Source organism: Ruegeria sp. YTSA108 (genome assembly GCF_059610185.1).
The window spans coordinates 217749-230455 of record NZ_JBXWND010000005.1 but is presented as its reverse complement, the minus strand read 5'-3'; the positions used below and the strand labels follow the sequence as shown (position 1 = coordinate 230455).

The following is a 12707-nucleotide window of genomic DNA, read 5'->3' as shown; positions in this document are numbered from 1 at the left end:
CCCGTCGCCTGACGGCGCCTCCCCCGAGGTATTTTCAGCCAGATGAAGCTGCGCGGGTCAGGAGGCCGCTTTCATCAGGCCCTGTGCGATGATCTCGGCCTGTGCCTCGTCCAGAGATTTGTGGATGCGTACGAGCATCTCATCAATTTCCGCGGGTGTCAGAACCAGCGGAGGAGAGATGATCATCCGATCGCCCACATGGCGCATGATCAGGTTATTCGCAAAGCAGCGGTCGCGGCAGATATAGCCGACTGTACCCGGATCGGAGGCGAATTTGGCGCGGCTGGCCTTGTCCGGGGTCAACGCAATCGAGGCCATCATGCCGACGATCTTGGCCTCGCCCACAAGCGGGTGATCGGCCAGCGCCTCCCATTTTTCCTTCAGATACGGCGCGGCCACATCGCGGACATGCTCGACGATCTTTTCTTCTTCGAGGATGCGCAGGTTTTCCAGTGCCACGGCGGCGGCGACCGGATGGCCGGAATAGGTGTAGCCGTGATTGAACTCGGTGCCACCAATGACCTCGGCGATTTCATCGCTTACGATGGATCCGCCAATCGGCGCATAGCCCGAGCTGAGGCCTTTGGCGATGGTCATGATATCGGGGCGAATGCCGACGGTTTGTGACCCGAACCAATTGCCGGTGCGGCCAAAGCCGCAGATGACCTCATCCGCGATCAACAGGATATCGTATTTGTCACAGATGCGCTGAATTTCAGGCCAGTAGGTATCCGGTGCAACGATCACGCCACCTGCGCCCTGTACGGGTTCGGCGATAAAGGCTGCGACGCGGTTTTCGCCAAGTTCCTCAATCGCCTCTTCCAACTCACGCGCGCGGGCCAGGCCGAATTCTTCGGGTGACATGCTGCCACCTTCGGCCCACCAGTTTGGCTGGTTGATATGGTGGATATTCGGGATCGGGATTCCACCCTGCGCGTGCATCCCTGCCATGCCGCCCAACGACGCCGAGCCGACCGAAGAGCCATGATAGGCGTTATGGCGGCTGATGATGATGTTCTTGTCGGGCTGGCCTTTTTCGGCCCAATAGGTCCGAACCAGACGGATGTTTGTGTCATTCGCCTCAGACCCGCCGGCTGCAAAGAACACATGGTTCAGATCGCCTGGCGCAAGTTCCGCGATCTTCGCGGCCAGCGCGATGGCAGGGACGTGGGTCGTTTTGAAAAAGGTATTGTAATACGGCAGTTCGCGCATCTGGCGGGCTGCGACCTCGGCCAGTTCATCGCGACCATAGCCGATATTGACACACCACAGGCCCGCCATTGCATCGAGTATTTCTTCACCCTCGCTGTCCGTAAGGTAGACGCCCTTCGCACGGGTGATCACACGCGCGCCTTCTTTCCCTAGGGCGCCATTGGCCGAAAAAGGGTGCATGTGGTGGGCGGCGTCCAAGGCCTGCAACTGGGCCGTGGGCAAATGGTTTGTGATGGTCGACATCGGAAAATCTCCTGCAAGAGCGATTGGCAGCTACAATATGATCAAATTTTTTCCTGTCAATCGAATCGGACAGATCTAAGCGTTGACTAAGGCGTCTGCCATCAGCTCCATGCCCTGTTCGATATCTTGTGCGGTTGCTTTTGCTGCCATATCCGCGTCCTGATTGCGCAACGCCGAAATGATATCCTTGTGGCGGTCCGGCAGGCTCTGAGTGCCGAATCTACCACATACAACGCGCAAAGACGGCCCGAATCTAAGCCACAGGCGCTCGGCCAGATCATTGAGAATCGGGGCATTTGCATGGCCGTAAAGCGTTTCGTGAAACCGGTGGTTGAGGCGCAGATAGCCGCTGACGTCTCCATCGCTGATAGTGCGATCCAGACGTTGGTCGATCTGCTCAAGATGATCAATGTCCTGAGGTGTCACATTCGCAGTTGCACGCCTCGAAAGCTCTGATTCTATTTTGATTCTTGAATAAATCATCTGTTCGACATCGCCGTCGGTCAGAAGAGGAACACTCACTCGGCGGTTGCCCTGAAACACCAGAGCACCATCGGATATCAGGCGCCTGATCGCCTCCCGCACAGGGGTCATTCCAACACCCAGCGAATCAGTGAGACCCTGGATCGTGACGGGTTGCCCCGGCACCAATTCGCCGTACATGATTTGTGATCTGAGGGTATTATAGACCTGTTCATGCGCAGGTCGTTTTTCACGCGCACCGTCAGTGCTGGATGCCTTATTTTTGATCAAATCCAAGTGGTTTGCCCTGTTTCCCGCTATGTTGACTTGTCAGGTTTCTGACCTCGTGAAACCATACGACGGATCGTGCGAAAACGCAAAACTTGATCAAATCCAAAAAAACGGGAAAATAGCGCGTACACTTGCAGGGAGAATAATATGACAATCAAAACGCTGACCATGACAGCGGTCATCGCATTGGGGACTTCGGCGGCCTTCGCTGAAGAGGTGCGTGTTTACAACTGGTCCGACTATATCGACGAAGAGCTTCTGACAAAGTTCGAGGAAGATACCGGTCTGACTCTGATTTATGATGTTTTTGACAGCAACGAGGTATTGGAGACCAAGATGCTGGCCGGTGGATCAGGCTATGACGTGGTGGTGCCTTCGGGTACTTTCCTTCAGCGTCAGATCCAGGCTGGAGCCTTTCAGGCGCTTGACGCTGCACAGTTGTCGAATTCAGGCAATCTGTGGGATGTGATTCAGGAACGTACTGCCGGGTATGATCCGGACAACGCCTATTCTATCAACTACATGTGGGGCACAACCGGGCTTGGTGTAAATGTTGGAAAAGTGCAGGAAGCGTTGGGCGAGGATGTTGCGCTGAACAGCATGGATCTGGTTCTGAAACCCGAGAATATGGAGAAACTTGCATCCTGCGGCGTACATTTCCTGGATGCTCCGGCAGAAATCATTCCGATGGTTCTGCAATATTTGGGTGAAGACCCGGACAGCCATGACAAAGATGTTATTGGCAAGGCCGAGGCGGTTTTGACCAGCGTTCGACCGCACATTCAGAAGTTCCACAGCTCGGAATATATCAACGCATTGGCCAATGGCGACATCTGTGTCGCCGTGGGGTGGTCGGGTGATATCCTGCAGGCCCGCGATCGTGCGGCCGAAGCCGATAATGGTGTTGAAATTGAGTATCATCCCTTTGCTGAAGGGTCGTTGATGTGGTTCGACCAGATGGCGATTCCGGCTGATGCTCCGAACCCGGAGGGTGCGCATAAATTCCTGAATTTCATTCTGGATGCCAACAATATGGCTGCGGCCTCGAACTATGTTTACTACGCCAATGGCAACAAGGCTTCGCAAGAATTTCTTGAGGAAGACGTGATCGGTGATCCGGCCATCTATCCGGATGATGCGACCATGCAAAACCTCTATATCACGACGCCTTACCCGTCGAAGATACAGCGGGTCGTGACCCGTTTGTGGACCAAGATCAAATCGGGCACCTAATCCGGCTTGTTTCAGCAGGGCGGACCAACCGCCCTGCCATTCTTTTCAGATTGCCGAACGGGGGCCGTTTTGAACTCTACTGTTTTTGTGCCGTGGGAAGACCCACAGGCGAAACCTCTGATCCAGTTCCAGAATGTCACCAAACGGTTTGGTGAGTTCACGGCCATCGACAATCTGTCCTTGGATATATTTGAGAAAGAATTCTTTGCTCTGCTAGGGCCCTCGGGCTGCGGCAAGACCACGATGATGCGAATGTTGGCCGGGTTTGAAAAACCGACCGAAGGGCATATTCTGCTGGGCGGGCAGGATATAGATCCCATTCCGCCGAACAAACGGGCTGTGAACATGATGTTCCAATCCTACGCGCTGTTTCCGCATCTATCTATCTGGGAAAACATCGCCTTTGGTCTGCGTCGGGACAATATGCCTAAGCATGATCTTATGGATCGTGTCGAAGAGATGTTGCGCCTGACCCGGCTTGAACAATTCGCCCGTCGCAAACCGCACCAGATCTCGGGTGGTCAGCGTCAGCGCGTGGCGCTTGCGCGATCCCTGGCCAAAGCGCCAAAGCTGCTGTTGCTGGACGAACCTTTGGGGGCGCTGGATAAGAAACTGCGACAGGATACGCAATTCGAGTTGATGGATATTCAGGAAAAGACCGGCACCACCTTTGTGATCGTGACCCATGATCAGGAAGAGGCGATGACCGTGGCCAGCCGGGTTGCGGTAATGGATCAGGGTAATCTGATACAAGTGGCGACACCCGACCGGATTTATGAGAATCCCAGTTCGGTCTATGTGGCCGATTTCATTGGCGACGTGAACATCATCCAGGGCCGAGCCACGGCAAGCGCCGATGAGACCTATCAGATTGACTGGGCTGAAGGTCAGGCACCTTTGACTGCGTCCTCGACCACAGAGTTTTCGAACGGCCAGCTATGTCATCTGGCGATCCGCCCCGAGAAGGTGACGATCTCGGTTGATCGTCCTGCGGATGCAATCAACGCAGTGCAGGGCAAGGTGCTTGACATTGCCTATCTGGGCAATCTGTCCACTTATCACGTCGAACTGAATAACGGCACGATTATCAAGGCGCAGACGGCAAATACCCGTCGCATTTCGCGTCGTTCCTTTACATGGGAAGACCCGGTCTGGCTGTCCTGGACAGCCACCGCCGCGGTTCTGTTGGCGGATTGATGCGCCGCGCCCTTCTGATCGCCGTCCCGTATGTCTGGCTTTTGGCGCTGTTTCTGGTGCCATTTTTCATCGTTCTGAAAATCTCGCTTTCGGACACGGAACTGGCCATCCCGCCTTACACGCCGACACTGGATTTATCTCAGGGCTGGGCCGGGCTCAGGGATTTCTTCAGCCAGCTGGATTTTGAGAATTTCGTCTGGCTAACCGAAGATGACCTGTATTGGAAAGCTTACCTGTCCAGCGTCAAAATCGCGTTGATTTCAACCATACTGACTTTGCTGGTGGGGTATCCTATCGCGTATGGCATGGCCCGCGCACCAGCTGAGTGGCGCCCGACGTTGATGATGCTGGTAATCCTGCCGTTCTGGACGTCGTTCCTGATCCGGGTCTATGCTTGGATGGGTATTCTCAGCAACGAAGGTTACCTGAACCAACTGCTGCTGTGGACGGGCATCATCTCGACCCCGCTGACCATTCTGAACACCAACACAGCTGTCTATATCGGTATCGTCTATACCTATCTGCCCTTCATGATTCTGCCGATCTATTCCGCGCTTGAACGAATGGACGAGTCGCTGATCGAGGCCGCAGAGGATTTGGGCTGTTCGCGTATTCAGGCCTTCTGGCTGATAACGATCCCCTTGTCACGCCCGGGTATCATCGCGGGTTGTTTCCTGGTGATGATTCCGGTGATCGGCGAATTTGTGATCCCATCATTGCTCGGAGGATCCGGGACATTGATGATCGGCAAAGTATTGTGGGAGGAGTTCTTCTCGAACCGCGACTGGCCGGTGGCCGGTGCCGTGGCAGTTGTGCTGTTGCTGATCCTTGTGATTCCCATCGTGCTGTTCCAGCGCAACCAGCAGAAACAGACGGAGGCTGAGCAATGAACAGGTTAAGCTGGTTCAACGTCGTCTCGTTGACGCTTGGTTTCGCGTTTCTCTATATCCCGATGCTCATTTTGATCATCTTCTCTTTTAACGAAAGCAAACTGGTCACGGTTTGGGCTGGATTTTCGACCAAATGGTATGGTGAGTTGGTCCAGAACGAAGCGTTTCTTGATGCTGCCTGGGTCACCTTGCGGGTTGCAGTATTCTCGTCGACCCTGGCTACCATTCTGGGTACGGCGGCGGCCTATGTGCTGGTACGCGGTGGGCGGTTCTTTGGCCGGACTCTGTTTTCGGGCATGATCTATGCGCCTCTTGTGATGCCCGAAGTGATCACTGGCCTGTCGCTTTTGCTGCTGTTCATCGGAATTGGACTGGACCGGGGTATTTTGACCATCGTGCTGGCACATACGACCTTTTCAATGTGCTTCGTGTCGGTTGTTGTATCCTCACGTCTGGTCACGTTTGATCAGTCTCTGGAAGAGGCAGCGTTGGATCTTGGGTGCTCACCCGCACAAGCCTTCCGTCTTGTCACCCTGCCGATCATCGCCCCGGCGGTGATTTCAGGCTGGCTATTGGCTTTTACGCTGTCGCTGGATGATCTGGTGATCGCATCATTCACATCGGGCCCGTCAGCCACGACTCTGCCGATCAAGATTTTCTCAGCTGTGCGGTTGGGCGTCAGCCCAGAAATCAATGCGCTATCCACGATCATGATTGCGGTCGTGACGGTCGGTGTCATAGCAGCATCTTTGGTCACCAAGCGCGCGATGGTCCGGCAGAAACAGGATGAGATGGCGGCAGTGCGTGCGGAATGAAACGCCTGTTCCCTGAGTTCACCTATGGATCTGGACCGCGATCAGGGTGCTGGTGGGATGAAACTATCGCAGCACCGGACTGGCCGGTGTTGCAGGATGATCTGAGCGTGGATGTCGCCATCATCGGCGGCGGGTTCACAGGTGTTACAGCCGCGCTTTTCCTGGGGCAGGCAGGCCTATCCGTCGCAGTTCTCGAGGCGGAGACGCCGGGGTGGGGTGCCTCGGGTCGCAATGGTGGGTTTTGCTGCCGAGGTGGGTCAAAGCTGAGCGATCGTGGCATGGCTCGGCGATATGGGGTCGAGGGGGCCGAAAGCTTTGCCCAGGCCGAAGTGGATGCGGTCAATCTTGTCGCCGACCTGCTTGAGGCGCATCAGATCGAAGCGGACGTTCATTCCAAGGGCGAGACCGCCCTGGCCCACACCGCCCGCGCCATGGAGAAATTGCGACGCTCTGCGGATGACGGGGGCTGCTTGCATGAGGCAGCCGACCTGCCCGGGCTCGGGTTGGGTGGGGATTTTTTCGGGGGCTATAGCGTGCCGGTCGGATTTGGTCTGAACCCCCGGAAATACCTGTTCGGCATTGCAAATGCGGCCGCTTCCGTTGGGGCCCGATTTTTTCAGAAAACCATGGCCAGAGACATTACCAAAACCAGCGCGAGCTTTGATGTTCGAACCGGGTCAGGGCGGATCAAAGCGTCGAATGTACTGATCTGCACCAACGGATATTCCAGTGAAAACATGCCTGAATGGCTGTCTGGGCGCTATATGCCAGCGCAATCAACCGTTCTGGTGACCCGCCCATTGACCGAGGCTGAGGTGTCGGCGCAGGGCTGGACCTCGGATCAGATGTCTTACGATACACGAAATCTTCTGCACTATTTTCGTCTTATGCCGGATCGGCGGTTTCTGTTTGGGATGCGCGGTGGCCTGCGCTCATCACCTAAGGCCGAGGCTGCGATCCGGCAAAAGGTGCAGCGTGATTTCAAGGCCATGTTTCCGGCATGGGCCGATGTGGACGTGACCAATATGTGGTCAGGGATGGTGTGCCTTACCCAGGATCTGACGCCGTTCGCAGGGCCCGTTCCGGGTCAGAATGGGATGTTTGCCGGGCTGGCCTATCATGGAAACGGTGTCGCGATGGGTACCTATTGTGGGCGGGCGCTTAGTCGCATGGTGCTTGGACAGGATGCGGAATTGCCTGAGCCAATGGCCCGACCCCCGCGGCGTTTTCCACTTGGGTCCTGGCGGCGGGCGCTGATGCCGCCAGCCTATGCGTTAATGGCACTGGCCGACCTCTGACATTCACAAAGCGGCCAGTTCCAGCTCGAGCCCTTGTTCATAATCCGGTGCCCCATGTTCTGCGCGCCATAGGCAGTAGGCTGCCATCCTCCACCCGTACCAGCGGCGTAAAGACCGGTAGCGGTTTACGGTTTCCTGCCGGTCATACGCTGAAAGAAAGGACTTTTGCTCGTCAACGGTCAAAACCGCACCTCTGTAAAGATATTGCATGGCGGGTGACAGGAACAGCGCAAGGTCCTCGCAAGGATCACCAACGGCTGGGCATTGCCAGTCAATCAGCGTCAGACCAGAGGATGCGACGAGGATGTTTCCCGCCACCGGGTCGCCGTGAATCAGGCAAGTATGATCCGACCGCAAAATATGATGCTGTGGTTGCATCTTTTCCAGCTGAGCCCGTCGATCCGATGTGCACATCGCCAGAATGCTTTGACTATGTTCGGCCAGATCTGCGCTACCGTTTTTACCGGTGGGTGCGTTCTCTATGTTTAGGTTGAGCGAATGCAGGCGGTGCAGCAACCGGGCCACTGGGGCCGGGTCAGACCGCCAGGGGGTGCCCTGTGCGTGGTCGTAGAACACCCAATATCCGTTGTCATGTTGTCCCGTTGCCCGCAATCGCGGCACAACCCCAGAAGAAGCCAGTGCCCGCAGACAGGCGGCTTCCAATGCGGGATCGTTGCGAAACAATGGGTTTTCCAGGTCCGAGCGGTACAGTTTCAATACCTGATCACTGTCGTCGCCCAGCACCTTCCACACCCGGTTTGTCCTGCCACCATACAGAGTTTCGAACTGTGCCCCAGCGCTGGCAAATCCGAGCCTGACAAGTTGAGCAACAAGGTCGCGCGGTGGGGACGGTATTTGAGGCAGGGAGATCACCAATCAGTCAACGAGTCGGGCATTGCCTTGGTTTCGCCTGTCGTTAACCGTAGATCAAGCTCCTGTTCGCACCGCAGTGACTATTCCTGCTGGCACCACCTCTCCGCCAGCGAGCGTCAGCAACACTGCATCAGTGCCGACCTGCGCCTCGAGCACCTGATTATACGCTGAGGCGATGCGTTCAGACAGCAGCTCATCGCCGTCATAACTTTCCATCGTTGCGGTATAATTTCCTGCCGGTAACGGGGCGGCATCGTCATCGGTTCCGGCCCAGACAAACTCGGATTCCGTCGTAGAAACAGCGATGCGTTCAACGACCTCGTCCGAGTCGTTGCGGATCACCATAAAGGCGCTGTCCGCCCCGGGGTCGGCCTGCGCATACAGCGTTTCTGGTGAACCGTCGAAATGAAAGGCAGAGGCGGTTCGCACATCCATCCCGACCCAGCTGGCAAGCTCTTCAAGGTTTACACTGCCAAGCGAATAGGCAAGCGCTGAGAGCAGATCGTTGGTCTGAACTTGCTGCTCGACCATCGAGAACTGAGCCAGTTGCGAGGCGTATTCTGATGAATCCAGCGGCTCCAGCGGGTCTTGGTTGCGGGCCTGGGCGGTCAGCATCAGAAGGAAGGTTTCAAAATCCGAGGCCAGGCCGGATGTTCCAGATTGCGCCGAAGATTGGGTCTGTGTGGCGGTAGCGCCTGTATTCTGTGTGGGCGTGATCATGCTCAAAGCCTCATATCAACGCGGCCACTATGGCCGATCCGGGTTAAGACCGGCTCGCTGGCCTGATCCATTTCGGTCTGGGTTGTATTCAGACCGGACTCCGCGTGTCTATCCGCGCTTTCGGACTGGCCGTCTGACGAACCACCCAGATTGAAAGACAGATCGCCAAGCCCGAGGTTTTTGAACTCAGCCTCAAGAACCGAAAGATGTCGCCTCATCATTTCCAGAGTTTCCGGCCGCTCGGCTGCGATCGTCATCTGCAACCCGTCATCCCGGCCATTCATGACGATTGAGATCTTGCCCAGCTCTTCCGGATTCAAGGTCAGTTCAATCGTGCCGGATTGTGGTCTTGCATGTATCGCAGCGGCCATCTGCCCCGCGATTGCCCGCGCCGTTTCTGCCCGTGCTGAGGTTAAAAAGTGCTGATGGCTTGCTGACGTATCTCGTGCCGTTGAAAATGGCTGGCTTTCGCGCGCGGGCAGAATCCCCTCGGCATCCGGGTCTGATACCAAATCAACGTCCTGCACCTTGGCAGACGCCATCAGTTGTATTTGAACAAATGTCGGAACGGATTGCGTTGTCGGCGGTGAACCGGTGGCTTTGGGAGCCCGAGCCGCATCGGGTGTATCTCGCGAAACCAGCTTTGGTTCTGGCACTTCGGGTTTTTCGGACGCAGAATCCGAGGGTATCGACGCCTTGGTCCGATAGCCCTTTGCAATAGCGGTTTGCGTCAGATTGTGTTCCGGGTTTTGCTGAGCGGTTTTCGCCTGCAACAAAGCCGGAACCTCAGATCGGGCGCGTTGCGCCGCGTTTCCAAGCGCATCACCCCGAGGATCGGGGGTCGCATTGTTTGGCGCTGCGAGTATTACGGCCTTGTCAGGTTCGGGCAGCGATGCCGGCGTTTCCTCAGGTGCCATCTCTTCGTCCTGCGCCGGCGCGCGGGTGGGCGGGTCAGTTACAGGTTTTCCCGACAGGCTGGTCGCAAGATCAACAGAGTCTTCTTCGACCACATCCTCTTCAACCTGCACCTCGGCATTAATGGTCAGTTCGGGCACGTCCTCATTCAAGCTGTCACCTTCGGAACGCTGCAATTCCTGCTCCATTACCTCAGCAAAGGTGTCAGCCCCTTCCGAGATTGGGTGTCCCTTGGCGGCAGTTTCAGATTTTGCGGCGCTGGCGGTCGAGGATGTGGACAATATAAGAGGGTTGGGCATTTTGCTCCGGCTCCGGTTTGCGTAACCAGGAATTTGCCCGCAGGAAGTTACGTTTATTTTAACCGCTTTCATATTTGATCCAGAAAGTTCGATGCAATTTTCGGAGAAAGCGATGAAGCTATCTGGTATTCCAGCGGCGCCGCAGCCCTTGTCTGTTGAGCAAAAGCTGAAAGATGCTGCGGTAGAGCTTGAGGCGGCGTTCCTGTCTGAAATGCTTAAGTCCGCAGGTCTGGGCGAATCCCGAGATTCGTTCGGCGGCGGTGCGGGTGAAGACCAGTTTTCATCGTTTCTTGTTCAGCAGCAGGCACTGCAGCTTGCCAGGTCCGGCGGTGTTGGCCTGTCCGAAATCCTGTTTCAGTCCATGATGGAGAATACCAATGCCTAACAAGTCTGAACATGACCTGATCAAATCTCTTGAAGAAGTTCTGGACCTTGAACGCAACGCCTTGGTGACCGGGGATCTGGATCGGTTGAATCACATGGTCCCGGAAAAGGAAAAGCTGATCGGTGCGATCAATGATCTTGAGGTGATTGATAGTGATGAACTGATCGGGGTTCAAAAGAAAGTCGACCGGAATCAGGCTCTGCTGAACAATGCGGCCGAAGGGATTCGGGCGGTTGCCGGGCGCATGGCTGAACTGCGCCGAGTGCGTCAGGAATTCAGTACTTATGGAGCGGATGGGCAACGCAGCGATTTTACCGTTCGCAGTCACGCAAAGCTGGAAAAGCGGGCCTAGCGCGAGGATTGAATCAAATCCGAGCTTTCTGATTTTCGAGTCTTAGCACTCCGTTAGGAGATCGGCGTCAAAGGTGATCCTGCATCTGGAAACTCAGATGGCGCGAAAAGCCCGACGGCGGGTCGCAGTGATCAGAAAGACGTCAAAGCCCGTACATGTTGCGGGGTAAGCAAGGGCGCAAAAGGCCCGAACGGAAAAGGAAGAAAGCTATGTCCAGCATTCTGACAAACAACGGCGCAATGGTTGCGCTGCAAACCCTGAAATCGGTCAACAGGAACCTGGCGCAGACCCAGAACGCGATTTCGACCGGTAAAGACGTCGCCACAGCCAAGGACAATTCAGCCGTCTGGGCGATTTCCAAAGTCATGGAGTCGGACGTTAAGGGGTTCAACGCCATCAAAGACAGTTTGGCACTGGGTGAATCGACCGTTGCGGTGGCCCGGAACGCGTCCGAGACAGTCACTGACCTGCTGTCCCAGATGAAAGAGAAGATCGTTGCGGCACAGGAAGACAATGTTGACCGCGGCAAAATCAATGACGACGTGACTGCTCTTAAAGATCAGATCGCATCGGTGGTTGGAGCGGCGCAGTTTAACGGGCTTAACCTGGTTGACGGGTCGGCGGGTACAGCCTCGATCCTGTCGTCTCTGGATCGTGACTCCAGTGGCAACGTAACCGCATCTTCGATTTCGGTGGCCTCGCAGAACCTGTCCACAGGTGGGTATGCCAGCAAAGGTGTTCTGGCCGGCTCGGACAACGTCACAACCGACAATGACGCCGCGGGCTTCACGATGGACAAAGCTGGTGGAACCGGCGACATCGTGGTGGACAGTTCAACGGACAACTTTGCTGCTGGTGACAAGATCTCGATCACTATTGGTGACAAGGTTGCGTCCTACACGGTGCAAGCTGCTGATCTGGACCCATCTGGAACATATGACGCCGCTTATACGGATGCCATTGTTGCCGTTGGCCTGAAAAATCAGATCGATTCCCTGGGGATCACGGGTGTCGCAATCGACTATGACTCGGCCAACCCGGGCACTTTGACATTTGTAACCGGTGCTGCGACGGCTGGTGCCGACGCTGATCGGGACGTTACTGTCTCGGCGCAGTTCACCAATGCCAATGCAGGTGGCCTGGGGGCGTTGGCTTCGATTGATGTTTCGACAGATGCTGGTGCTCAGGCGGCGCTGGGTACTATCGAGACCTTGATCGACACGTCCATTGATGCATCTGCGGCGTTTGGTTCGTCTCAGGGCCGGATCGAAACGCAGAAAGAATTCATCTCGAATCTTTCTGACTCGTTCAAGTCCGGTATCGGAGCGCTGGTTGACGCTGATATGGAAGAAACCTCGGCCCGTCTGCAGGCCCTGCAGGTACAGCAGCAACTGGCAACGCAGTCGTTGTCGATTGCCAACCAGGCGCCGCAGTCGATCCTGTCTCTGTTCCGCTAAGTTCAGGACCCTGGCCGGGGCGTGGAGACGCGCCCCGGCTTTGACCGCCGTAAGACGGCCTTTTG

The 12707-nt window shown here is 55.9% G+C and carries 13 protein-coding genes; 8 read left to right on the top strand and 5 right to left on the bottom strand.

Going from position 1 to position 12707, the window contains the following annotated elements:
* Nucleotides 1-57: 57 nt before the first annotated feature.
* Nucleotides 58-1455: an aspartate aminotransferase family protein gene (locus tag AC2FHW_RS09900; RefSeq protein ID WP_281995446.1), complete on the bottom strand. Its 1398-nt coding sequence runs from the start codon at nucleotides 1453-1455 to the stop codon at nucleotides 58-60.
* 75 nt (nucleotides 1456-1530) lie between these two features.
* Nucleotides 1531-2214, bottom strand: coding sequence for a GntR family transcriptional regulator (locus tag AC2FHW_RS09895; RefSeq protein WP_271949594.1), 684 nt, complete (start codon nucleotides 2212-2214; stop codon nucleotides 1531-1533).
* A 141-nt stretch (nucleotides 2215-2355) separates the two neighbouring features.
* Here AC2FHW_RS09895 and AC2FHW_RS09890 point away from each other — a divergent pair, with 141 nt between their 5' ends.
* The 5 genes from AC2FHW_RS09890 to AC2FHW_RS09870 all read left to right on the top strand — a co-directional run bounded on the left by AC2FHW_RS09890 (nucleotide 2356) and on the right by AC2FHW_RS09870 (nucleotide 7641).
* Nucleotides 2356-3441: a polyamine ABC transporter substrate-binding protein gene (locus AC2FHW_RS09890; protein ID WP_142637176.1), complete on the top strand. Its 1086-nt coding sequence runs from the start codon at nucleotides 2356-2358 to the stop codon at nucleotides 3439-3441.
* A 69-nt stretch (nucleotides 3442-3510) separates the two neighbouring features.
* Entirely contained in the window at nucleotides 3511-4638 is a 1128-nt protein-coding gene (locus AC2FHW_RS09885) for an ABC transporter ATP-binding protein (RefSeq protein WP_142637173.1), read from the top strand.
* On the top strand, nucleotides 4638-5528 hold the full coding sequence (locus AC2FHW_RS09880; protein ID WP_142637171.1) for an ABC transporter permease subunit: 891 nt from the start codon (nucleotides 4638-4640) through the stop codon (nucleotides 5526-5528). The genes AC2FHW_RS09885 and AC2FHW_RS09880 overlap by 1 nt, the downstream gene beginning before the upstream one ends.
* Nucleotides 5525-6343: an ABC transporter permease gene (locus AC2FHW_RS09875; protein WP_142637169.1), complete on the top strand. Its 819-nt coding sequence runs from the start codon at nucleotides 5525-5527 to the stop codon at nucleotides 6341-6343. The genes AC2FHW_RS09880 and AC2FHW_RS09875 overlap by 4 nt, the downstream gene beginning before the upstream one ends.
* Nucleotides 6340-7641, top strand: coding sequence for an NAD(P)/FAD-dependent oxidoreductase (locus AC2FHW_RS09870; protein WP_496708042.1), 1302 nt, complete (start codon nucleotides 6340-6342; stop codon nucleotides 7639-7641). Before AC2FHW_RS09875 ends, AC2FHW_RS09870 begins: the two co-directional genes overlap by 4 nt.
* Nucleotides 7642-7644: 3 nt before the next feature.
* On the opposite strand, the gene AC2FHW_RS09865 is transcribed toward AC2FHW_RS09870, so the two are convergent.
* Genes AC2FHW_RS09865 through AC2FHW_RS09855 form a run of 3 tightly spaced genes read right to left on the bottom strand, consistent with a single transcriptional unit; the run spans nucleotide 7645 to nucleotide 10448 of the window.
* Entirely contained in the window at nucleotides 7645-8514 is an 870-nt protein-coding gene (locus AC2FHW_RS09865; RefSeq protein WP_496677850.1) for a phosphotransferase family protein, read from the bottom strand.
* Nucleotides 8515-8568: 54 nt separating this feature from the next.
* On the bottom strand, nucleotides 8569-9234 hold the full coding sequence (locus AC2FHW_RS09860) for a flagellar hook capping FlgD N-terminal domain-containing protein (RefSeq protein ID WP_496677849.1): 666 nt from the start codon (nucleotides 9232-9234) through the stop codon (nucleotides 8569-8571).
* Between the two features lie 2 nt (nucleotides 9235-9236).
* Nucleotides 9237-10448: a flagellar hook-length control protein FliK gene (locus AC2FHW_RS09855; RefSeq protein ID WP_271949603.1), complete on the bottom strand. Its 1212-nt coding sequence runs from the start codon at nucleotides 10446-10448 to the stop codon at nucleotides 9237-9239.
* A gap of 112 nt (nucleotides 10449-10560) precedes the next feature.
* Between AC2FHW_RS09855 and AC2FHW_RS09850 the strand changes: the two genes are divergently transcribed.
* From AC2FHW_RS09850 to AC2FHW_RS09840, 3 genes are all read left to right on the top strand, one after another.
* Nucleotides 10561-10833 (top strand): rod-binding protein, encoded by a 273-nt coding sequence (locus tag AC2FHW_RS09850; protein WP_142637161.1) that lies wholly within the window; start codon nucleotides 10561-10563, stop codon nucleotides 10831-10833.
* Nucleotides 10826-11185, top strand: coding sequence for a flagellar biosynthesis protein FlgN (locus AC2FHW_RS09845; RefSeq protein WP_271949607.1), 360 nt, complete (start codon nucleotides 10826-10828; stop codon nucleotides 11183-11185). The genes AC2FHW_RS09850 and AC2FHW_RS09845 overlap by 8 nt, the downstream gene beginning before the upstream one ends.
* A gap of 209 nt (nucleotides 11186-11394) precedes the next feature.
* Nucleotides 11395-12642, top strand: coding sequence for a flagellin N-terminal helical domain-containing protein (locus AC2FHW_RS09840; protein WP_271949609.1), 1248 nt, complete (start codon nucleotides 11395-11397; stop codon nucleotides 12640-12642).
* The last annotated feature ends 65 nt before the right edge of the window (nucleotides 12643-12707 follow it).